Source organism: Amycolatopsis keratiniphila (assembly GCF_000400635.2).
In the GTDB taxonomy this organism is placed as follows: domain Bacteria; phylum Actinomycetota; class Actinomycetes; order Mycobacteriales; family Pseudonocardiaceae; genus Amycolatopsis; species Amycolatopsis keratiniphila.
Genome location: NC_021252.1, coordinates 235,013 through 255,684 on the forward strand (window position 1 = coordinate 235,013; position 20,672 = coordinate 255,684).

The following is a 20,672-nucleotide window of genomic DNA, read 5'->3' on the forward strand; positions in this document are numbered from 1 at the left end:
TGAAGGGCTGCCGTCAGCGCGTCAGCGTGTAGATCGAGGCCCCCGCGTTCGAGAAGTCCTTCCGCAGGAAGCCCAGCCCGTCCAGATCCCGCAGCCCCGGCGCCGGCGGCTCGCCGATCTTGATCGGCGTGCTCCCGATCAGCACGTGCTTGATGTTCAGCCGCCGCACCGCGGCCCGCACCTCGGGGTCGGTGTCGTAGTCGCGGAAGTGCAGCGCCAGGTACTTCGCGTCCGGCGGCGGCACGCCCGGGTCGTAGTGCCCGGCGACCGGGTGGATCCCGGTGATCGCGTACAGCCAGGCCGTCCCGTCGAAGCGCTCGTTGAGCACCTTCTCGTCCGGCCCGACGTTCATCTTGGTCAGCTCGTTCATCGCGGCCAGCTCGTCGGCGCTCACCGGCGGCGTGACCTCGCCCTCGGGCCCGTTGTAGTACAGGAACGACACCGCGTGCGCGTTCGACTCGGTATAGAAACCCTTGGTCAGCACGGCCGACGCGGCCACGACGAACACGGCGGTCGCCAGCCCCAGCCTGGCGGGCAGCGCGGGACGGCTCTTCACCCAGGACCGGCCGCTCGCCCACTTCGCGAACCAGCGCTGCAGCTCCGCCATCCCGTGCCCGGCGAGCAGGCACAGCGGGATCGCGGCGAGCGCCATCAGCCGGTACCGGTCGTTCCACCACGGCCGCGACAGCGAGATCACCCACGGTTCGGCGCCGAACGAGGCGACCAGCACGAACAGCGCCGAGAAGCCGATCGCCGAAAGCCCCACCCAGCGCATCCGCCCGAGCCGGAACAGGCTCAGCACCCCGATCGCCAGCAGCACCGTCAGCCACACCTGCGGCGCGCTCAGCACCTGCCGGAAGGTCACCAGCAGCCCCAGCGACTTCAGCACCGGCAGGTCGGAGCCCCACGCGTAATAAGGGTATGAACCCGAAGTGAATTTCAGGGCGCCGAGGATGTGCGGTGCCGCGAGCAGCCCGCTGCCCGCCATCACCGGCACCATCTTGACGACGTCGCCGCCGATGACCCGCCAGCCGCCGCGGCCCTCGGGCACGCCGTCGACCGGCTTGTGCCGCAGCGCGCGGTACCAGCGCTGCACCACCAGCGGGAAGGCGAACAGCAGCGCGCCGAACAGCGCCGACGAATGCGCCGCCAGCAGGCCGACCGCGGTCAGCGCGAGCACGTAGCCGGTGTCGAGGCCGGGCCGCGCGAGGAAGCGGGCCAGCGCGACCACGGCCAGCGGCGTCAGCACGATCCCCAGCGCGAACGGCAGCAGGCCGCTGGACACCGACTCGTACGCGCCGGTGGTGGCCGCGGCGGCCACCAGTGCCGTGCAGCCCGCGAACACCGCGCGCCCGCCGAGCTGGCGGATCAGGGCGACCATCGACAGCGCGAAGATCCCGGCGACCGGCATGGTGATGGCGTTCAGCGTGACCGGGATCGTCGTGCCCGAGATCGAGTACACGAGCGAGCCGACCAGGTGATACGCGTTCGGATAGAACGAGCCGTCCGGGTACCAGTTGATGGTGCCCATGCCGGTCAGCGAGCCGTCGCCGGTCTCGGCGATGTAGCGGATGCCGTTCGCGTGGAACACGGTGTCCCAGCGCTGGAACACCGCCGTCGTGCCGCCGCGGGCCGAGAGCACCACGAGGATCGAGATGCCGACGGCCAGCGCGACGCAGGCCGCGACGGCGTAGTGCGCGCGCGGGTGCCACTTCTTCGGCGGCTCCTCGGCGCCCGGCTTGATCCAGCCGCGGCTCTGTCCCAGCTTGCGCAGGCCGAAGCCGATCCCGGCGAGCACGGCCGTGACGCCCGCCACGGTGAGGGGGTTGTACGACACGCCCGCGAGTGCCAGCCACGGACCGGCCAGTCCGGTTACCGTGTAGGACAGCAGCGGAGCCAGCCCCGCCAGGGCCCAGCCACGCAGGCCGGCGGCCCGGCCGACGAGCCCGCCGGGGACCGCGAGGACGGCCAGGTAGGTGAGGGTCGCACCGAAATACGACCAGAAGGTGTCCGGAGTAGGCACTGCTTCCTAAATGTGTCTGTCGAAGGTGAAAACCGGTGCTCGCTGCAGGGCACGGAGTCGACGTGCGTACCCTCGACGCCCGTGAGCGCGCACACGAACCCCGACAAGATTACTGAAGCCGATTTCACCGGCTACGACCTCATCGTGGTCGGGTCCGGTTTCTTCGGGCTGACCGTCGCCGAACGGGCCGCGGCCGAGCTCGGCAAGAAGGTCCTCGTGCTGGAGCGGCGGCACCACATCGGTGGCAACGCCTACTCCGAGGCCGAGCCCGAGACCGGGATCGAGGTGCACCGTTACGGTGCGCACCTGTTCCACACCTCCAACAAGCGTGTGTGGGAGTACGTCAACCGCTTCACCGAGTTCACGAACTACCAGCACCGCGTGTTCGGCAAGTACCAGGGCCAGGTGTACCCGCTGCCGATGAACCTGGCGCTGATCAACCAGTTCTTCGGCAAGTCGCACACGCCGGACGAGGCCCGCGAGCTGATCGCCAAGCAGGCGTCGGAGTTCGAGACCGCGAACGCGCAGAACCTCGAGGAAAAGGCCATCTCGCTGATCGGCCGCCCGCTCTACGAGGCGTTCATCCGCGGCTACACGGCCAAGCAGTGGGAGAACGACCCGAAGAACCTCGGCGCCGACATCATCACCCGGCTCCCGGTCCGCTACACCTTCGACAACCGCTACTTCAACGACACCTACGAGGGTCTGCCGGTCGACGGCTACACCGCGTGGCTCGAGAAGATGGCGGAGCACGAGAACATCGAGGTGCGGCTGAACGTCGACTACTTCGACGTCCGCGAGCACATCCCCGCCGGCACCCCGACCGTCTACACCGGGCCGCTCGACCGCTACTTCGACTACTCCGCGGGCCGCTTCACCTGGCGCACCGTGGACTTCGAATCCGAGGTCGTCGAGACGGGTGACTTCCAGGGCGCCTCGGTCGTCAACTACAACGACGAAGAAGTGCCCTACACCCGGATCATCGAGTTCCGGCACTTCCACCCGGAGCGCAAGCACTACCCGAACGACAAGACGGTCGTGTTCCGCGAGTACTCCCGCTTCGCCGGCGAGGCCGACGAGCCGTACTACCCGATCAACACCCCGGAGAACCGCGAGAAGCTCGAGGCCTACCGCGAGCTGGCGAAGGCCGAGGCCAAGAACAAGAACGTGCTGTTCGGCGGCCGTCTCGGTACCTACAAGTACCTCGACATGCACATGGCCATCGGCTCGGCGCTGTCCGTGTTCGACAACAAGATCGCGCCGCACCTGACCGATGGCGCGCCTCTGGACGGATCCCTCGATGCTTGAGAAGGGCACTCCCACGGGTGAAGTCGCCGTCCTGGCCAAGGCCCAGGGCGTCCTGAAGAGCGACGTCACGGTGAAGGCGGCACGCGGTCTTTCGCACTTCGGCGAGCACAGCGCGGGCTGGTTCGCGCTGGGGCTCGTCGGGGCCGCGGTCGACAAGAAGCGCCGCAAGGACTGGCTGGTCGCGGCGGCCGGCGTCGTCGGCGCGCACGCCGCGTCCATCGCGGTGAAACGCGTGGTCAGGCGGCCACGACCGGACCACCCGAGCGTCGAGGTCCTGGTCTCCACGCCGAGCAAGCTGAGCTTCCCGTCCTCGCACGCGACCTCGACTACGGCGGCGGCGGTGCTCTACTCCGGATTGACCGGGCGTAACCTGGTCCCGGCCCTGGTACCGCCGATGCTGGCCTCCCGGCTCGTGCTCGGCGTCCACTACCCGACCGACGTTCTGGCCGGAGCGGCCCTTGGGGGCGTAGTCGGCGGCTTGATACGTAGGAAGCTGAAGCGACGATGAGTGAAACGACCGAGAAGGCCGATTCCAAGCCTGACGACGTAGAACCCGTGGCCGAGGCCGCCGAACCGAAGAAGGTCGCCGGCGGTCTCGTCGGCGGCATCATCAAAACGGCACGCCCACGCCAGTGGGTGAAGAACGTGCTGGTGTTCGCCGCACCGTTCTTCGCCTTTTCGAAGTCGACGGACCGGACCGGCCTGCTGATCGCCGCGCTGATCGCCTTCGCGGCGTTCTCGCTGGTGGCCTCCTCGGTCTATCTCATCAACGACGCGATCGACGTCGAGGCCGACCGGGCGCACCCGACCAAGCGGAACCGCCCCATCGCGGCCGGGATCGTGCCGGTGCCGGTGGCGTTCGTCGCGGCGGGCGTGTTCTTCGCCGCCGGTCTCGGCATCTCGTTCTTCGCCAGCTGGCAGCTCGCGGTCGTGCTGGCGGTCTACGAGGCCGTCCAGCTCGGCTACTGCTTCGGGCTCAAGCACCAGCCGGTGGTCGACCTGGCCATCGTCGGCTCGGGCTTCCTGATGCGGTCGATCGCCGGTGGTGTGGCCGCGGGTATCGCGCTTTCGCAGTGGTTCCTGCTGGTCACCGCGTTCGGCTCGCTGTTCATGGTGGCGGGCAAGCGCTACGCCGAGATCATGCTCTTCGAGCGCACCGGGGCGAAGATCCGGTCTTCGCTCAAGAAGTACTCGGCGAGCTACCTGCGGTTCGTCTGGGCGACGTCCGCGGCGATCCTGATCATGTCCTACTGCCTGTGGGCGTTCGAGATCCGCCAGGTCGAGCACAACTCGGTGTGGGCGGTCGTCTCGATGGTCCCGTTCGTGGTGGCCGTCCTGCGGTACGCCGTCGACGTCGACGGCGGCAACGCGGGCGAGCCGGAGGAGATCGCGCTCAAGGACCGCGTGCTCCAGGTGCTCGGCGCGAGCTGGGTCGTCACGCTGTTCCTGTCGTTCTATCTCTGATTCGACAGCTCACACACAGCGCATCCATAGGAAGCGCACGGATCCTCGGTGATGGGGGCGGGCACACAGCCCGCCCCCATCAGCCTGAGGAGCGAAAAATGAGCGACCAGCAGCGGCCGTCCGAAGACGAGGACAAGACGGTCGAGCAGCCTTCAGTGGCGGATGAGACCCCGAAGCAGCAGCCTGCCGCGCCTCCGCCGGTGGTGCAGGCCCCGCCCCGGAAGGGCGGATTCCGCCGGTTCGCCGGGCACCGCGCGACGCAGCTGGTGGCGGTCGGCGCCCTCGGCTTCGTCCTCGGCGGCGGGATCATCGGCACCGCCGTCGGCCTGGCCTCCCGCGACGGCGACCGGCCCGGTTTCTCCCGGGAACACCGTGGCCCGGGTGGCCATGGCATGGATCGCGACTTCCGTGACGGCCCCGGCTGGCGTGACCAGCGCCACGGCGGGTAGATAACGGAATCATCACGCCGCCGTGTACGGTGTTCGTGATGCGAAGCGCCTCCGCCGATCTGCCCCAGGCTCCCGGTGCGCTGCCGGGAGCCGCCGTCCTTACCCGACCCTGGGTGCTCCCGGCCGGGGCGGCGGTGGCGTCGGCCCTGGTGTTCGTGCTGGTCAGCGGGCATTTGATCGACGACACGTACATCACGCTCTCGTATGCGAAGAACCTCGCCTTCCACGGCCACTGGGGCCTGATCGAAGAGGGAACCGCCAACACCGCGACGTCGCCGCTGAACGTCCTCGTGCTGGCGCTCGTCACCTTCATCGTGCGCGACGCCGTCTTCGCCGCCGGGATCGTCTTCGTCGCGAGCCAGGTGGCGCTCGTCCTCGGCCTCCGCCGTATGGGCGCCGCGACCGGTCTCTCGGGCTGGTTCGCCCCGCTGGCGCTGGGCCTGCTGCTGGTGAACCCGCTGCTGCTGTCGTCGGTCGGCCTCGAAGTCGCCCTCGGCGCGGCTGCCGTCGTCTGGTCGATGGTGTTCCTCCACGAACGACGGCCCGCCGCCGCGGGCGCGGTGATCGGCCTGATCGCGCTGATCCGGATCGATCTGCTGCTGATCGCGTTCGTGTTGTTCCTCGGGCGCCGCGAATTCTGGGTGGGCATCTGGCGGATGACGTTCGCCGCGCTCGCGGTGATGCTGCCGTGGTTCGTGTTCAGCTGGCTGGTGCTGGGTTCGGCGGTGCCGGACACCCTGGTCATCAAGATCATGCAGCGTTCGTGGGGACCGTTCAGCTTCACCAACGGCCCGCTGCTGTACTGGCGCAACTTCCCGGTGGCGGCGACACTTTCCTTCCTGCCGCTCGTGATCGGCGCGCTCGCCGGTCTACTGTGGACATTCCACTTCCGGCGCGGCTCGGAGCGGGCGAAGCGCCTGCTGCCGTTCGCGACCCTCGCCATCGCCGGCGCGGCGCACTATCTGGCCTATTGCTGGCTGAACGTCCCGCCGTACCACTGGTATTACGCGCCCAGCATCATCGGCGCGACGGTGTTCCTCGCCGCCGCTGCCTGCGCGGTGCCCGGTCGGGCCCGGCTCGGGGCGGGGATCCTCGCGGGCGCGTTCCTGCTGACGAGCGCCGTCGCCTACGCGGCTCCCGAACTGCCGCGCCGGTTCGCGCCCATCACCAGCAATCACGCGGCGTCGGACGAATACCGCGCGATCGGCTCGCAACTGGGTGTCTTGACCAAGGGACGCAAGGTGGAGAGCGCGGGCGAGGTCGGCGCGCTCGCGTACTCCTGCGATTGCGACATCGTCGACCAGTTCTCCGACCGCGGGTCGGTCGATCCGGCGATCGTCGAGACGAAGAACCGCAGCAGCGATCTGGGGAAGGCGCTGCTGGCGGCGAACTTCCGGTTCTTCGATCACAGCGTCCCGCCCGCGACGCCGGATCTGGTGCTGGCCACCACCAGCAAGGCCCCGCCCGCGAACGCGCTGGCGAGCTGGACCATCCACTCGCCGTGGATGGGCACGCAAAGCCTGTACCTGCTCCCGGCCCGCTGAGGGGTCAGCGGCGGGAACGAGCCCGGTCGGCCTTCGTGACGGCCAGCATGTCCCGCTGGCAGATCATGGACCCGTCGGCGAAGACGAACTGAAGCACCGGCCGCGGCGGGAAACTCCGCCCCAGGTAGAGCGCGGACACCGAACGCACCACCCCCGACGGCATCTCTTCGAAGGTCCGGAACGGCTGGGCGGGATCCTCGCCCTCCAGCAGCCGCGCCGGGTACACGACGGCCAGCCGCCGATCCGAAAGCGTCAGCCGCGCCTCGCCCTTGCCCCCGGCGAGATGGTCCGCGAGCCGCACCGCGGTCTGGTCCGCGGTCCGCGCGACGACCCAGTACGCGATCGTCGGGTCGTCGGTCCAGTCGCCTTCGAGGACGTCCGAAGCGGGCAGCGGCCACCGCGTCTTCCCGGTCACCGCAGGGGTTTCGCGTGCCGCCGAGTAGGGCAGCGTGAGCTCGCCGTCCAGCACGAGACCCACGTAGCCGTGCGCGGGCGGGCAGCCGATGATCAGGCGTTCACCGGGCGCGAGCCAGAACTGATGCAGTTCCTTCTCGACGATCTCGTCGACGGACTTCGCCATCGGAAGCGTGTTCTCCATCAGCTCACCGTCACCGAGTGAAGCCAGGCGAACTGCCGGGGATCGTCGCAGTCGAACAGGAAATCCATCCCCGATCCGTCCACAAAGGACGCACGAAGACACGGGCGCCGCTTCTTGCCGTGCTCGGCCACGGCGAACCCGGCGATCGACTCGCGCGGGATCTCGGCGCACGGCACCATCTCGTGCCGCGCGATCGGGACACCCGCCGCGTTCTCGCCGTAGGTCTTCGTGGTCATGATCGCGGCGATGTCCTTGCCGAACCCGATCGCCTTCGACAGGAACGACTTCTCCGAGGGCTTCTCCGGCGCGACGAACTTCTCCAGCACCAGCAGCCGCGCGCTGGTGAGCGCCCACAGCCGTGCGAGCGATCCGCTGGTGGACAGCCCCCGCACCGCCGCGTGCGCGAGGCCACCCTGCTCGCCGAACACGACGACCTGCGGCGACGGCGGATTCGACCGGCCGCTGTCGTCGCCCCCGCCCAGCGCCGCGCCGACCATGTCCCCGGCGAAGTTCGCCGCGCCCGAGCCGAGCTTGCTCAGCACGCTCTTCTTCGGCACACCCCAGGGATCGAGGCCGCGCACGTCGTAGTTCAGCGTCCGGCCGTACGCGGCCCACAACAGCCGTTCGCCCAGGCGCAGTGAAGGCAGGGCCTGCGACGCGGCCCCGAGCGGATAGCCGAGGTTCATTCCCTGGTGTCCTGTGTCGGAAGTTCGCTGAAGGGGACTTTCGCCGCATGCGACGTGGGTAAAGCGTCCTTCGTCGCGTGAGATGGGGGTCGTGAGTGCCAATGAGGGTTAGAACGATCATTTTCACTCACGAGCCCTGCGCGCCACCAGGCTAAGTGTTCAAACGTCGGACCCAGGACCTTAGATCGGCAGCTTCCGGAAAATCGGCCGGGGGATGTGCCGCAGAGCGGACATGACCAGCCGGAACGGCGCGGGCGACCAGACCAGTTCCTTGCCGGCGCGCGAGGCGGCGACGGCGGTCTCGGCGACCTGCTCGACGTCCACCGTCAGCGGCGCGTCCTTGAGGCCTTCGGTCATCTTGGTCCGGACCTGGCCGGACCGGACGACGGTGATCTGCACGCCGAACTCCGCCAGTGCCTCGCCGAGGCCGAGGTAGAAGCCGTCGAAACCGGCCTTGGAGGAGCCGTAGACGAAGTTCGACCGGCGGACCCGCTCACCGGCGACCGAGGACAGCGCGATGACCTTGCCGTGCCCCTGCGTCTTGAGCTTGTTCGACAGCGCGACCCCGACGGACACCGCGGCCGTGTAGTTCACGGTCGCCGCCTCGACGGCCTTCGCGTGGTCCTGCCACAGCTCTTCCTGGTCGCCGAGCAGGCCGAACGCCACGACGGTGACGTCGATGTCGCCACCCTCGAAGGCCTTGTCGAGCACGGCGGGGTGGGTGTCCAGGGCCTTCGCGTCGAAGTCCACGGTGGACACTTCGGCGCCCTTGTCCTTCAGGCGCTGAGCGGCCGCGTCGAGCCGCGGCGACTGACGCCCGGCCAGCACGACCCGGAGGGGCTTCTCGGACAGGTACTTCTCCGCGATCGCGAGCGCGATGTCGGAGGTGCCGCCGAGCAGCAGCAGGGACTGGGGGTTGCCCACAGCGTCGATCACAGTTCCAACCTTCGGGACATGTCAGAGGCGAAAACGCCTTCGGGGTCTACGGAAGCGCGCACCTTGCGCCATTCCTCGAGCCGCGGGTACATCTTCGCGAAGTTCTCCGCGGAGGTGCGCGAGTCCTTCGCCGTGTACAGACGGCCGCCGAGCGCGAGCACGTCCTCGTCGAGTTCCTGGCAGAACCGGCTCAGCCCGTCCTTGATCGGGAAGTCGAGGCAGACCATCCAGCCGGGGTGCGGGAACGACAGCGGCGCCGCGTTGCCCTCGCCCATCTGCTTGAACACGTTGAGGAACGACACGTGCCCGGAGTCGGCGACCTTCTGGATGATCCGGCGCAGCGGCTCGTGCGCGTTCAGCGGCGTGCTGAACTGGTATTGCAGGAAACCCTTGGAGCCGTATGCCCGGTTCCACTCGCCGAACAGGTCGAGCGGGTGGTAGAAGGCGGTGAGGCTCTGGATCTGGTCACGCGCGTTCTTCGCGGTCTTGCGGTAGTACAGCTCGCCGATCGCGGAGAACGACAGCTTGTTCGCCAGCCCGTTCGGGAACACGTCCGGCAGGGTCGCCAGGGTGCCCGGGTTGAACTTGAGCGGGTCGGCCCGCAGCTTGGGCGGCAATTCGTCCAGTTTGGCGAGCGAACCGCGCTGGAAGGCGGCGCGGCCGAGCTTCGCGCCCCTGGAGATCGAGTCGAACCAGCCCGAGGAGTACGTGTAATTGTCCTCGGAGCCGTCGGTGACCAGCGCCAGCGTCTCGTCGAGGTTCGCGGTGCGCTGGATGTCGGCCTTGAAGTAGGCCGTCTCCGTCTTCGTCATCCGGATCTTGGCGCGGACGATGATGCCGGTCAGGCCGATGCCCGCCACGGTCGCCCAGAACAGCTCCGCGTCGGGGCCGTCCGGCGTGATCGTGCGCACCTGCCCGTCGGCGGTGACCAGGTCCATCGACACCACGTGGTTGCCGAAGCTGCCGGCCGAGTGGTGGTTCTTGCCGTGGATGTCGTTGGCGATCGCGCCGCCGATGGTCACCTGGCGGGTGCCCGGCAGCACCGGGACCCACAGGCCGTAGGGGAGGCCCTCGCGCATCAGCTTGTCGAGGCTGACCCCGGCGTCGAGGTCGACGATGCCCGAATCCGGGTCGATCGAGTGGATGCGGTCCAGCGCGGTCATGTCCACGACCAGGCCGCCCGCGTTCTGCGCCGGGTCGCCGTACGAGCGGCCGAGACCACGCGCGATGACCCCGCGTTCCCCGGCCCGCGTCACCGCGCGGGCGATGGCTTCCACGTCGGGGGTGCTCAGGACGTTCGCGATACTCGGCGACGTCCTTGCCCAGCCCATGAGCGACTGCCGCTGTGTCTTGGGTGCTTGGGTCACGCCGACCAGGGTAACCACGCCGAACACTGCCCGGAACGTGACCCTGAAGTGCTCGCTTCTACACTTTGCGCATCAGCCCCAGCAGTTTATGAGGTAGAGCAGTGGTGGCGACCGACCCGAAAGCCGGCGTGACGGCAGCAGCGCCGTCCTCCCCTGGGCTGCTCGGGCAGCTCATCCGCTTCGGCCTCATCGGCGGCTTCTGCGCCCTGGTCGATTTCGGCGTCTACCAGGGGCTTCGTGCCCTCGGAATGGACGCGACGCCGTGGGTGGACATCGCCCGCGCGCTCAGCTTCATCGTGGGCACCACGACCGCCTTCTTCCTGAACCGCAAGTTCACCTTCGCCGGTGGACGCCAGGAGGGCGCGCGTCAGATCGGTGGTTTCGTGCTCTTGTACGCCGTGACGTTCCTCGTGGCCGTCGGCGTCAACCGCACGATGCTGCACGTCCTGCCGGAGTCGGCCTGGAAGGCCACCTTCGGCTGGGTCGTCTCGCAGGCAACCGCGACCGTGATCAATTTCGTCATGCTCAAGTGGGTCGTCTTCCGTGAGCCCCGCGCCACCGCCACCAGCACAGAGGAGAACTGAGGATTCATGCCCGGTAAAGCCGCCGTCACCGGAGAGGCCCCGAGCGCCATGGTGAGCACTGTCGACGACACCCGCTTCGCGGAACGCACCCCGCAGGGCCGTCTCACCGCGCAGCGCGGGCTCTACGCCGGCCCGGCCCCCATCGTCAGCAAGGACCTCTACGCCGAGCTCGAATGGGGGACCGCCGTGCGCGAGCGCGGGGGCATCTCCATCGAGCCGGCGTCGAAGGTGTCCGGCAACACGTACTTCGGCCGGTTCCCCGCCAGCTACTGGCAGCGCTGGACCGACGTGACCGAGGTCCAGGTCGAGGCCGTCGTCACCGGTGACGGCCAGCTGTCCGTCGGCGCCTCCGACATCGAGGGCGACCCGCGGGTCGTCGCCGCCGAGGTCGTCGCGGGTGCGAAGCAGCAGAAGGTGACGCTCACCGCGAAGCTCGACAAGTTCTACGACGGCGGCGCGCTCTGGCTCGACATCGAGACCGAGGGCGGCCAGTCGCTGCGCGTCGAGAAGGTCCGCTGGACGGTCGAAGCGCCGGAGAAGATCCGCCCGACCGCGGTGACCATCTGCACGATGAACCGCGCCGACGACTGCCTGTCGAACCTGCAGGCGCTCGCCGCCGACGTCTCCTCGCTGGAGACGCTCGACGCGATCTACGTCGCCGACCAGGGCACCGACCTCGTCGAGTCGCGCGACGGCTTCGAGCAGGTCGCCAAGGACCTCGGCGACAAGCTGCACTACATCAAGCAGCCGAACCTCGGCGGCGCCGGCGGGTTCACCCGCGGCCTCTACGAGGTCGCCGGGCACACCGAGACCGAGCACGCGAACGTCCTGTTCATGGATGACGACGTGCTGCTGGAGCCGGATCTGGTGATCCGGATGACCGCGTTCTCCAACCGCACGGTCAACCCGGTCATCGTCGGCGGGCAGATGCTGAACCTGCTGCACCCGAACCAGCTGCACGTCGGCGCCGAATACGCCCGGCTGAACACGCTGGAGCCCGGCCAGCCGGTGCAGCACTCGCTCTCGACCGCCGACCTGCTCGGCGTCGACGAGGAGACCCTCAAGCCGAACCGTCAGGAACGCCGCCTCGACGCCGGGTACAACGGCTGGTGGTCGTGCCTGATCCCGTACGAGGTCGTCAAGGCCACGGGCTACCCGCTGCCGTTCTTCTTCCAGTGGGACGACGCGGAGTACAGCTACCGCGCCCGCGCGCACGGCTTCCCCACGGTCACCCTTCCGGGCGCCGGCGTCTGGCACGCCGACTTCCACTGGAAGGACTGGGACGAGTGGCACCGCTACTTCAACCTGCGGAACTCGATCATCACCGCCGCGCTGCACTCGCCGTTCAACCTGAACCTGCTCTCGCGCGTGCTCATCGCGCAGCTGGTCCGGTACCTGCTCGGCATGCAGTACGGCCTGTCCGCCACGCTGATCAAGGCCGTCGAGGACTTCCTCGAAGGGCCGGAGGTCCTGCGTGACGGCGGTGTCGCCGCGATGAAGGAGATCCGCCGGATCCGCGACGAGTACCCCGAGACCAAGCGGCACAAGGCCACCGACGTCCCGGGTATCGCGTCGAACGACATCGGCATCATCAACAGCGCGCCGCGGCCCAGCATGCAGCGCCTGGTGCTGATCAAGCGGATCCTCGACCGGGTGCTCGGCCGCAGCCGTCACTCGCTCGGCGCGATCCCGATCGACGAGGCCCACTGGTGGCACGTCGCGACCTTCGACACCGCCGTCGTCACCGACGCTTCGCAGGAAGGCGTGCGGGTCCGCTCGTACGACCGCGCGAAGATGTTCGACCTGGCGCGCCGGGGCGCGAAGGTGATCCAGCGGCTCCGCAAGGAAGGCGCGGCGGTGCAGGAGCAGTACAAGCGCGCCATGCCCGAGCTGACCTCGCGGGACAACTGGAAGCGGCTTTACGAGCTGTAAGCACGCTTCGCTTTATCGAGTGTCATGAAAGGGTCGTTCAGGACGTTTTTCGTCCTGAACGACCCTTTCATGACGTTTGGGGTCGGTCCTGGCAGCCAGGAAAAACCGGTCAAGTAAGGGTACCCTTACCCGCATGACGGATCTGGTCGCCCGCGCCCAAGCCCTCGCCGATGATCTCCTCTTCCCCGCCGCCACCGAAGTCGACCTCAAGGGCGAAGTGCCCTCAAGCCACTTCGACGCTCTCGCCGCCGAAGGCTTCTACGGCCTCGCGGCGCCCAAGGAAACCGGCGGTCCGGGCGCCGACCTCCCGACGATCGTCCAGGTCCTCGAAACGCTGGCGGGCGGCTGCCTCAGCACGATGTTCACCTGGATCCAGCACCACGGCCTGGTCGCCGCGCTCACCACGGCCGACAACGCGGAACTGCGCGACCGCTACCTCCCGCGGCTGGTCAGCGGGGAGCTCAAGGCGGGCGCCGCGTTCGCCGCGGTGATCCCGACCCTGCCCAGGCTGCGCGCGGAACGCGTCGAGGGCGGCTACCTGCTCGACGGCGAAGCCCCGTTCGTCAGCGGCTGGGGCGTCATCGACCTGCTCCAGCTCTGCGCCCGCGACGGCGACACCGTGGTGAGCGCGATCATCGACCCGGTGGCGGGGGAGCAGCTGGAGGTCCGGCCGCTCGACCTCGTCGCGGCGCAGGGCACGGCCACCGTGCACCTCGGCTTCACCCGCTACTTCCTGCCCGATGACCGCGTCTACGGGAAGATCGCGCACTCGGACTTCGTCGCGGGCAACACCTTCGCCTCCCGGCTCAACGGCTGCGCGCCCCTCGGCCTCGCCGCCCGCGCCGCGCGGCTCATCGAGGAGCTCGGGAAGCCCGGCGTCGCCGCCGGGATCCGGGCCGAGATCGACGCGGTCCGCGGCAGGCTCGACGCGGCCCTCGCCGATCCGCCGTCGCTGCCCGCGGCCAGGGCGGCGGGCGCGGAGCTCGCCTTCCGGGCCGCGGGCGCGCTCGTCGCGGCCAACGGCAGCACGTCGGTGCTCGCCGGACGACACCCCCAGCGGCTCGTCCGGGAAGCCACCTTCCTGCTGGTCGCCGCCAGCCGCCCGGAAATCAAATCCGGTCTGCTGGAGCTCTTTTCCCGGGATTAGTGGAGGCCGAACACTCTCGTCTTGCGGTTGAGATCGTCGATGTAGGCGGCGGCGACGTGGGAGAAGTTGATCGCCACCTCGGAGTCGTCCCTCGTCTGGATCGTCTGCACCGAACCGGTGCGGACGAAATGCGAGAGATCCTTGGTCAGCCGTTCGGTTTCTTCCGTCGTGAGCGCGAAGAGCAGTGGCTCCCCGCCGGTGGCGAGATGGAGGACGAGCGCGGGTTTCTGGTCTGCCATGAATCCATGGCACCAGCCGTGATCACAACCGGGCAAGCGGGTTCGCTGCGGGCGTATCGGGCGCGTGGACTACGTTCATCCCGACGGACAAGACACCCGCGGGGGGAAATGGCGATGCCGCATTCGTTCTCGTTGTCGCTGGCGGCGGTGGACATCCTGCTCGAACACGGCCGGTTCGGGCCGGCGCCCGTCCCGTTCGAGGTCCCGCACATCGGCACGACGACCGATCAGCGCGCGATGGTGCGCGAGGCCGTCTTCCGCGACCTCGAAGGCCGCGGCCTGATGCGCGGCGGCAGGCTCGACGCCGACGTCGAACTCGCGATCGCCACCTTCGCCAATCCGCAGCTCGCCGTCTGGGCGGTCGCGCAGATGGACAAGGACAAGCAGCTGTTCGCGCGTGCTGCGACGAACGGGCAGTTCGCGGTCGTCGTGCGCCAGGAAGAGAACCTGCTCGTGTTCGAGGAGACCAGGCCGACCGCGATCGTCGCGTCGATCGTCGATCTGCTGCCGCTCACCCCGGCGGGCCCCGGTCAGTCGGTCACCATCGCGAAGCCGGCGAGCGCGCCGAAGCGCCCCCGGAACGACGACGCGTACGACCCCTTCGCCAACGTCAGCGGGCCGCGGTCGCACGGGTCGAACCCGCAGCTGCGGCAGGTGGAGCGGATCTTCGAGAAGCCGAAGACGCGAGTGGGCCAGTTCAGCGTGTTCATCCGCGGCGGCCAGGTGTTCCCGCCGCTGGCGTGGTTCGACACCGAGGCGGGCCGCTTCATGATGACCTCACGCCAGGCGGCCGACGGGCAAAGCTGGCTCACCTACGCTCCCGCCGACAACGCGAGGATCGCTCAGCAGCTGTACGCCCAGCTCGAAGGGCAGTTCTGAACGACGGGGAACCGGGGTGACGCCCGTTTCGTCACAGTTTCGGAGATCTTCGGCGATCGGTGAATCACCGTCGCGCTGAGTGCCCGGCTAGTAGACTGCCGGGCGATACGCACGGGCGAGCAGACGAGGCAGTGGGGCGGGCGATGGCTTTCGAAGCGGACGGCGGACAGGCGGCACCGGACTTCTCGATCGGCTCCGCCTTGGGTGCGGCAGCCGGTTACGTGGCGGCGGGTGGCCTGAACGCGGCCGCGGTCGCCCAGGTGAGCGCGGAGACCCAGAAGCTGGTCTCGGCCGCCAAGAGTGGCGGCTTCAAGATCACCGCCGAAGGCGTCAAGCCGCTTCTCAAAGCGGTGCGCGACATGGGGGCCGAGCTCACCAGGCTGGAGCGGCAGACCATCCGGCTCTCCGAAGCGCCGCAGCTCGGCGACCACCCGTACGGCAGGACCGTCGCGGCCCACGACCAGAAGGGTGCCGCCCAGTCGGCCAATTCGGCGAGTGCGGTGCTCGGCAAGTTCAAGCAGGTGGTGCTGGACACCGAAGAAGCGCTGCTGCGCGCGTCGGGCCAGTACAAGAAGAAGGAAGACGAAACGGTCGAGGCGCTCGATCGGCTCAAGAACTGAGGCGGAATGAAGAAGCTGCTCCTCGTACCGCTGACCGCGGCCGCGCTCGTGCTCGCGGCCTGTTCCACCGAAAAGCCGGGCACCCCGTCCGCGGCGCCGTCGTCGCCCGCGCAAGGCGGCGAGTCCACCGCGCCGACGACGGCCACCGGTGGTGCCGACCCCGCGTCGATCGATCCGTGCTCGCTCCTCGGCGTGGCCGATCTCGCGTCGTACGGCACTTTCAAGGGGCCGGTTCCCCAGAACGACGCCGGTGCCCGTGGCTGCGAGTTCACCAAGGAGGCCGAGTCGGCGGCGGACGCCGTTTCGCTCGGCGTCGACATCCGTGACAAGCAGGGCATCGACAGCGTCGCCGACAGTGGGAACGGCAAGACCACCGGCAACGTCAACGGCCGCAAAGCGGTGCTCGTCCCGAAGCCGCCTTCCGGTTGCCTGATGGCGCTCGAAATCGGTGCCTCGGCCCGGGCCGACATCGTGGTCGTCAGCACGGATCCGGAGAAGTCGTGCGGGATGGCGGAGAAGATCGCCGACATCGTCGAACCGAAGCTTCCGAAGGGCTAGGGGGACCAGGATGACCACGGACAGGGACTACTTGACCGAGCAGGAGTACGTCGCCGGTCTTTCGCCCCAAGCGCGGGACCAGTACTACCGGGACAAGGCGAGTGGCAACGTCGGCGACGGCCCGTTCGCCGTCTTCCAGCGGCTGATCGCCGAGGGCAAAGGTCAGCAGCAGGCCGAAGACGTCGGGAACAAGACCGTCGACGAGCTGACCAAGAACAAGGACATCAAGTACGTCGAGGGGCTCGAGCCGCCGAACGGCGACTACCTCGGCTACGACCACGAGAAGCTCGAACAGTTCGTCAACAGCAACCTGAACGTCGAGCAGGTCTCCGAGGTCTCGAACGCGTACCACGAGATCCACAAGGCCTTCGACACCTTCTCGAGGACGATGGACCAGGCCGTCACCGCCTCGCAGGGCACCTGGGAGGGTGACGCGGCGGGCAACGCGCAGGGCTACTTCAAGAGCCTCAGCAAGTGGTCCGAGACGAACTCGCAGAACGCCAAGCTCGCCTCCGAGACGATCTACGACCAGGGCACCGCGGCTTCCACCGTGAAGAACACGATGCCCAAGCCGATCCCCTTCAGCTGGAAGGAAGAGATCGGGGGGTGGCTGACGTCGAACCCGTTCAACATGAGCGAGAACATCGACAAGTCCATCCAGAAACAGAAGGACAGCTTGGAGGCCCACACTCAAGCGGCCTCCGCCATGAACAGCTACGACAAGGCCTTGTACGAGGCCGCGTCGAAGCAGCCGGCGTTCGCCGAGCCGCCGAAGTTCGGCGAGGGCGGCGGTGGCGGGATCGACGATCCGGGCAAGCCGCTGCCGTACCAGGTTCCGCCCGGCTCGAACACGCCCGGCCCCAACAACCCCGGGAACACTTACATCCCGCCCGGCAACGGTGGCGGGGGCAGCGGTGGTGGCGGAGGCGGTGGCGGCGGCTACGGTTCCCAGTTGCCCGGCCCGGGCAGCACCACGGGGTCCGGCAGCCTCCCGTCGGGTACGACGCCGTCCGGCTTCCAGAACAACCCGGCGCCGATCACCACGCCCGGCCCCAACAACAACGCGATGCCGATCAGCCCCATGCCGATGGCGCCGCCCATGATGGGCGGTGGCATGGGTGACTCGGACTACAACAGCCGGACCGGCCGCGGTGGCGGCGGAAGCGGGTTCGGCCCCGGCAGCGGCGCCGGTTCCACCCCCGGCTCGGGTTCCGCGTCCGGCGCGGCCCGCCCGGGCGGTGTCGGCGCCGCCGAAGCGGCCGCCGGCCGCGGTATGGGCGGTCTCGGCGGTGGCGCCGCCGGTCGCGGTGGTCCGGGGATGGCAGGCGGAGGGATGGGCGGCCGCGGTCAGCAGTCGGACGGAGACGAGGACACCGAGCACCAGCGTCCGACGTACCTCGTCGAGGGTGACCCCGACGAGGTGTTCGGAACCGACATGCGCACCGCGCCGCCGGTCATCGGCGAGTAGACGGACGAAAAAAGGGGCCCCTCGCGCGAGCGAGGGGCCCCTTTCACGTGGAGCTCAGTAGCGGTAGAACTTCTCCTTGCGGCCCTGGCGAACCAGCTTGAGCCACTGCAGGAAGGCCTTCGGGTCCCGCTTCACCCCGACGAAGTACAGGCCGAACCGCACCACTTCGAGCGCGCCGATCTTGCGCATGCCCGGCTGCGACAGCAGGTAGCCGCGGTTGCGGTAGGTGTAGTAGCGCTTGACCTCGTTCTCCGGATCCTGCGCGTGGAACCGGCCGCCCAGCATCGGCTTGAACTCGTCCGAGCCGTCCGGGTGCAGGTACGCGGTCTTGAGCGAGGTGCCGAACGGCAGCCCGGAACGCACCAGGCGCCGGTGCAGTTCGACCTCGTCGCCGCGGAAGAACAGCCGCAGATCCGGCACGCCGACGACGTCCAAAGTGGACGCCCGGAACAACGCGCCGTTCATCAGCGAGGCGATCCCCGGCAGGAAGTCGGCGCCCAGCTCCGACGACGAACGCTTCCAGGTCAGCCCGCGCCGCAACGGGAACGCGAGCTTGTCCGGCGCGTCGATGTTGGAGACCACCGGGGAGATCTCGGCCAGGTTCCGCTTCTCGGCCTCGTCCAGCAGGATCGCGAGGACGTTCTCGTCGGCGGGACGGCCGTCGTCGTCGGCCAGCCAGATCCAGTCCGCGCCAAGGGAAAGCGCGTGCAACATGCCGAGCGCGAACCCGCCCGCGCCGCCGAGGTTGCGGTGCGAGGGCAGGTACGTGAAGGGCAGCGGGTAGTTCTCGACGATGTCCCGCGCCGACTTGTCCGGCCCGTTGTCGACCACGACGAGGTGGTCGACCGGCCGGGTCTGCGCGGCGATCACCTTGAGCGAGTCCGCGAGCAGTTCCCGTCGATGGCGCGTGACGACCACGCCGACGACCGCGCCTTCGGGTAACTGCCGGGTCTCGTCGGTCATCCTTGGCCACCGTTCGTCGTCGCCACCGGCTCGGGTTCGATACCGAACCGCTCCAGCGTCTCCTTGCTCATGTTCTCGAACGGGTCGCGCCCCTTGTAGCCGGTGAGCACCTCGCGCAGTGAACCGCGCTGTTTGACGTGCCCCTCGTCCATCCAGATCGCGGAGTCGCAGAGCTCGAAGAGGAACTCGTCCGAGTGGCTGGCGAACACCAGGATGCCCGACCGCTTCACGAGGTCCTTGAGCCGGTCCTTCGCCTTGTTGAGGAACGCCGCGTCGACCGCGCCGATACCCTCGTCGAGGATCAGGATCTCCGGGTCGATCGAGGTGACCACACCCAGCGCCAGGCGCACCCGCATACCGGTCGAGTAGGTCCGCAGCGGCATCTGCAGGTAGTCACCGAGTTCGGTGAACTCCGCGATGTCGTCGACGCGGGCTTCCATCTGCTTCGCGGTCATCCCGAGGAACAGGCCGCGGATGATGATGTTCTCCATCCCGGAGATCTCCGGGTCCATGCCGATGCCGAGGTCGAAGACCGGCGCGATCTTGCCGGAGATCCTCGCCGAGCCGCGGGTGGGCTCGTAGATGCCGGACAGCAGCCGCAGCAGCGTCGACTTGCCGGCGCCGTTGTGGCCGACAAGGCCGACTCGGTCGCCTTCGCGGAGCTGAAGGCTCACGTCGTGCAGGGCTTCGATGATCGGCACCTTGGTTTCGGTGCCGATCTTGCCGCCGACCTTGCCCAGCACCTTCTTCTTCATGGAGCGGGTCTTCGCGTCGAAAATGGGGAAGTCGACGTAGGCGTTGTGCACATCAATGCTGACCATCTGTCACACCCAATAAGAGACGCGGGAACGGTAATTGCGCATCGCGACCAGCGCGAGGCCCCAGCCGACGACGGTGATGCCGAGCACCACGAACCAGCTGTTGATGCTGACGGCCTGGCCGATCAGCGGTGCGCGCACGATCTGGATGAAGTGGAAGAGCGGGTTGCCGTAGACGTACGGCAAGGCCCAGGAAACGCCGTCACGAGCGCCACCCGCCATCAGCTGGTCGATCGGCCACACGATCGGCGTCATGTAGAAGAGCAGCTGGATGAGCGAGTTGATCACCTGCGGGATGTCCCGGTAACGGGTCGAGATGATGCCCAGCAGCAGGGTGACCCAGCCGGCGTTCAGCGCGAGCACGAGGATGCCGGGGATCGCGCTCAGCGAGTACCAGCCGAGCCCCGGGTGGCAAAGCGCGCCTTCGACGCACGCGCCGCTCATGGCGTACGGCTGGTCCAGGCTGGTGAAGAAGATCGCGACCACGATCACGTAGACGATCAGGTTGTGCGCCAGCATCAGCGTCTGGCGCCAGACCGTCCGCAGCACGTACACCGAAAGCGGCGCCGGGAGCTGCTTGATCAGCCCTTCGTTGGAGATGAAGGTCTCCATGCCCTCGGACAGGCAGCCGCTGATGAAGCCCCAGATGATGAACCCGGTGCTGATGTAGGGAAGGAAAGTCGCCGTCGGCAGGTTGAACAACTGTGAGTACAGAAGCCCCAGGCCGAGCGCGATGACACCCTGGCTGATGGTGATCCAGAACGGGCCGATCACCGAGCGGCGATAGCGCTGCTTGATGTCCTGCCAGCCGAGGTGTCCCCACAGCTCTTTGGCGGCGAAACCGGTCTTGATGTCGGCGAACGCGCGCGAAAAGGTCTTGCTGTCCGAAATCGGCGGAACCGAGGTCGGCGCAGCACCGTCGGCGGCGTGAACCGTGCTGGTGGCATGCACGGGAACGAGGGTACCGATGGGGCCGATGATGCCTGGGGCGCCCCGTCCCGACCACGGAACGCTACCGTCGGATTCGAACCCGAACGCGGTGCGTGTGCTGGTACTTTCTGCCCTCATGACTGCTGCACTCGGCGACGC

At 68.3% G+C, this 20,672-nt stretch carries 21 protein-coding genes; 12 read left to right on the forward strand and 9 right to left on the reverse strand.

Annotated elements, in window-relative coordinates; all coding sequences use genetic code 11:
* Positions 1-13: 13 nt before the first annotated feature.
* Complete coding sequence (locus AORI_RS42090) at positions 14-2,023, reverse strand: DUF6541 family protein (protein ID WP_016330677.1); 2,010 nt, start codon at positions 2,021-2,023, stop codon at positions 14-16.
* Between the two features lie 81 nt (positions 2,024-2,104).
* Between AORI_RS42090 and glf the strand changes: the two genes are divergently transcribed.
* The 5 genes from glf to AORI_RS42115 all read left to right on the forward strand — a co-directional run bounded on the left by glf (position 2,105) and on the right by AORI_RS42115 (position 6,788).
* Positions 2,105-3,331, forward strand: a complete 1,227-nt coding sequence (gene glf, locus AORI_RS42095) for a UDP-galactopyranose mutase (protein ID WP_007030611.1) — start codon at positions 2,105-2,107, stop codon at positions 3,329-3,331.
* Positions 3,324-3,839, forward strand: coding sequence for a phosphatase PAP2 family protein (locus AORI_RS42100; protein WP_043848508.1), 516 nt, complete (start codon positions 3,324-3,326; stop codon positions 3,837-3,839). Before glf ends, AORI_RS42100 begins: the two co-directional genes overlap by 8 nt.
* Positions 3,836-4,795 carry a decaprenyl-phosphate phosphoribosyltransferase gene (locus AORI_RS42105; RefSeq protein WP_016330679.1) on the forward strand — a complete coding sequence of 320 codons (960 nt, stop codon included), beginning with the start codon at positions 3,836-3,838 and terminating at the stop codon, positions 4,793-4,795. Before AORI_RS42100 ends, AORI_RS42105 begins: the two co-directional genes overlap by 4 nt.
* 98 nt (positions 4,796-4,893) lie before the next feature.
* Complete coding sequence (locus AORI_RS42110; protein ID WP_016330680.1) at positions 4,894-5,244, forward strand: hypothetical protein; 351 nt, start codon at positions 4,894-4,896, stop codon at positions 5,242-5,244.
* A 38-nt stretch (positions 5,245-5,282) separates the two neighbouring features.
* Complete coding sequence (locus AORI_RS42115; protein WP_043848509.1) at positions 5,283-6,788, forward strand: hypothetical protein; 1,506 nt, start codon at positions 5,283-5,285, stop codon at positions 6,786-6,788.
* A gap of 4 nt (positions 6,789-6,792) precedes the next feature.
* Here the strand turns inward: AORI_RS42115 and AORI_RS42120 are convergent, their stop codons facing one another.
* The 4 genes from AORI_RS42120 to AORI_RS42135 all read right to left on the reverse strand — a co-directional run bounded on the left by AORI_RS42120 (position 6,793) and on the right by AORI_RS42135 (position 10,375).
* Positions 6,793-7,386 (reverse strand): hypothetical protein, encoded by a 594-nt coding sequence (locus AORI_RS42120; RefSeq protein WP_016330682.1) that lies wholly within the window; start codon positions 7,384-7,386, stop codon positions 6,793-6,795.
* Positions 7,386-8,072 (reverse strand): hypothetical protein, encoded by a 687-nt coding sequence (locus tag AORI_RS42125; RefSeq protein ID WP_016330683.1) that lies wholly within the window; start codon positions 8,070-8,072, stop codon positions 7,386-7,388. The genes AORI_RS42120 and AORI_RS42125 overlap by 1 nt, the downstream gene beginning before the upstream one ends.
* Positions 8,073-8,252: 180 nt before the next feature.
* Positions 8,253-9,008, reverse strand: a complete 756-nt coding sequence (locus tag AORI_RS42130) for a decaprenylphospho-beta-D-erythro-pentofuranosid-2-ulose 2-reductase (RefSeq protein WP_016330684.1) — start codon at positions 9,006-9,008, stop codon at positions 8,253-8,255.
* Positions 9,005-10,375 carry a decaprenylphosphoryl-beta-D-ribose oxidase gene (locus AORI_RS42135; RefSeq protein ID WP_043848510.1) on the reverse strand — a complete coding sequence of 457 codons (1,371 nt, stop codon included), beginning with the start codon at positions 10,373-10,375 and terminating at the stop codon, positions 9,005-9,007. The genes AORI_RS42130 and AORI_RS42135 overlap by 4 nt, the downstream gene beginning before the upstream one ends.
* A gap of 101 nt (positions 10,376-10,476) precedes the next feature.
* Here AORI_RS42135 and AORI_RS42140 point away from each other — a divergent pair, with 101 nt between their 5' ends.
* From AORI_RS42140 to AORI_RS42150, 3 genes are all read left to right on the forward strand, one after another.
* Positions 10,477-10,959, forward strand: coding sequence for a GtrA family protein (locus AORI_RS42140; RefSeq protein ID WP_016330686.1), 483 nt, complete (start codon positions 10,477-10,479; stop codon positions 10,957-10,959).
* A 6-nt stretch (positions 10,960-10,965) separates the two neighbouring features.
* On the forward strand, positions 10,966-12,891 hold the full coding sequence (locus AORI_RS42145) for a glycosyltransferase (RefSeq protein ID WP_016330687.1): 1,926 nt from the start codon (positions 10,966-10,968) through the stop codon (positions 12,889-12,891).
* Between the two features lie 133 nt (positions 12,892-13,024).
* Positions 13,025-14,038, forward strand: coding sequence for an acyl-CoA dehydrogenase family protein (locus tag AORI_RS42150; RefSeq protein ID WP_016330688.1), 1,014 nt, complete (start codon positions 13,025-13,027; stop codon positions 14,036-14,038).
* On the opposite strand, the gene AORI_RS42155 is transcribed toward AORI_RS42150, so the two are convergent.
* Entirely contained in the window at positions 14,035-14,277 is a 243-nt protein-coding gene (locus AORI_RS42155) for a hypothetical protein (RefSeq protein ID WP_016330689.1), read from the reverse strand. The two genes, AORI_RS42150 and AORI_RS42155, sit on opposite strands and share 4 nt — an antisense overlap.
* Positions 14,278-14,391: 114 nt before the next feature.
* Here AORI_RS42155 and AORI_RS42160 point away from each other — a divergent pair, with 114 nt between their 5' ends.
* The 4 genes from AORI_RS42160 (at position 14,392) to AORI_RS42175 (ending at position 17,802) form a co-directional block, all read left to right on the forward strand.
* Complete coding sequence (locus AORI_RS42160; protein WP_043848511.1) at positions 14,392-15,156, forward strand: ESX secretion-associated protein EspG; 765 nt, start codon at positions 14,392-14,394, stop codon at positions 15,154-15,156.
* A 143-nt stretch (positions 15,157-15,299) separates the two neighbouring features.
* The gene (locus tag AORI_RS42165; RefSeq protein ID WP_228688281.1) at positions 15,300-15,776 is read left to right on the forward strand and encodes a hypothetical protein; all 477 of its coding nucleotides are present in this window, start codon (positions 15,300-15,302) and stop codon (positions 15,774-15,776) included.
* 6 nt (positions 15,777-15,782) lie between these two features.
* Complete coding sequence (locus AORI_RS42170) at positions 15,783-16,334, forward strand: DUF3558 family protein (protein WP_016330692.1); 552 nt, start codon at positions 15,783-15,785, stop codon at positions 16,332-16,334.
* 10 nt (positions 16,335-16,344) lie between these two features.
* Entirely contained in the window at positions 16,345-17,802 is a 1,458-nt protein-coding gene (locus AORI_RS42175; RefSeq protein WP_016330693.1) for a hypothetical protein, read from the forward strand.
* Between the two features lie 54 nt (positions 17,803-17,856).
* Here AORI_RS42175 and glfT1 read toward each other — a convergent pair whose 3' ends face one another.
* The 3 genes from glfT1 to wzm are packed head-to-tail and all read right to left on the reverse strand — an operon-like array spanning position 17,857 to position 20,534.
* The gene (gene glfT1, locus AORI_RS42180; RefSeq protein ID WP_016330694.1) at positions 17,857-18,765 is read right to left on the reverse strand and encodes a galactofuranosyltransferase GlfT1; all 909 of its coding nucleotides are present in this window, start codon (positions 18,763-18,765) and stop codon (positions 17,857-17,859) included.
* The gene (wzt, locus tag AORI_RS42185; protein ID WP_016330695.1) at positions 18,762-19,586 is read right to left on the reverse strand and encodes a galactan export ABC transporter ATP-binding subunit Wzt/RfbE; all 825 of its coding nucleotides are present in this window, start codon (positions 19,584-19,586) and stop codon (positions 18,762-18,764) included. The genes glfT1 and wzt overlap by 4 nt, the downstream gene beginning before the upstream one ends.
* Before the next feature lie 3 nt (positions 19,587-19,589).
* Positions 19,590-20,534: a galactan export ABC transporter permease subunit Wzm/RfbD gene (wzm, locus tag AORI_RS42190; RefSeq protein WP_016330696.1), complete on the reverse strand. Its 945-nt coding sequence runs from the start codon at positions 20,532-20,534 to the stop codon at positions 19,590-19,592.
* Between the last annotated feature and the right edge of the window lie 138 nt (positions 20,535-20,672).

Bases quoted from the DNA above. Each gene is read 5' to 3' on its own strand.
- AORI_RS42125 (WP_016330683.1), bottom strand. From the start codon at position 8,072: ATGAACCTCGGCTATCCGCTCGGGGCCGCGTCGCAGGCCCTGCCTTCA.
- AORI_RS42170 (WP_016330692.1), top strand. From the start codon at position 15,783: ATGAAGAAGCTGCTCCTCGTACCGCTGACCGCGGCCGCGCTCGTGCTC.
- wzt (WP_016330695.1), bottom strand. From the start codon at position 19,586: ATGGTCAGCATTGATGTGCACAACGCCTACGTCGACTTCCCCATTTTC.
- AORI_RS42115 (WP_043848509.1), top strand. From the start codon at position 5,283: ATGCGAAGCGCCTCCGCCGATCTGCCCCAGGCTCCCGGTGCGCTGCCG.
- AORI_RS42155 (WP_016330689.1), bottom strand. From the start codon at position 14,277: ATGGCAGACCAGAAACCCGCGCTCGTCCTCCATCTCGCCACCGGCGGG.
- AORI_RS42105 (WP_016330679.1), top strand. From the start codon at position 3,836: ATGAGTGAAACGACCGAGAAGGCCGATTCCAAGCCTGACGACGTAGAA.
- AORI_RS42110 (WP_016330680.1), top strand. From the start codon at position 4,894: ATGAGCGACCAGCAGCGGCCGTCCGAAGACGAGGACAAGACGGTCGAG.
- AORI_RS42175 (WP_016330693.1), top strand. From the start codon at position 16,345: ATGACCACGGACAGGGACTACTTGACCGAGCAGGAGTACGTCGCCGGT.
- AORI_RS42100 (WP_043848508.1), top strand. From the start codon at position 3,324: ATGCTTGAGAAGGGCACTCCCACGGGTGAAGTCGCCGTCCTGGCCAAG.
- AORI_RS42120 (WP_016330682.1), bottom strand. From the start codon at position 7,386: ATGGAGAACACGCTTCCGATGGCGAAGTCCGTCGACGAGATCGTCGAG.
- AORI_RS42160 (WP_043848511.1), top strand. From the start codon at position 14,392: ATGCCGCATTCGTTCTCGTTGTCGCTGGCGGCGGTGGACATCCTGCTC.
- AORI_RS42150 (WP_016330688.1), top strand. From the start codon at position 13,025: ATGACGGATCTGGTCGCCCGCGCCCAAGCCCTCGCCGATGATCTCCTC.
- glfT1 (WP_016330694.1), bottom strand. From the start codon at position 18,765: ATGACCGACGAGACCCGGCAGTTACCCGAAGGCGCGGTCGTCGGCGTG.
- AORI_RS42165 (WP_228688281.1), top strand. From the start codon at position 15,300: ATGGCTTTCGAAGCGGACGGCGGACAGGCGGCACCGGACTTCTCGATC.
- AORI_RS42145 (WP_016330687.1), top strand. From the start codon at position 10,966: ATGCCCGGTAAAGCCGCCGTCACCGGAGAGGCCCCGAGCGCCATGGTG.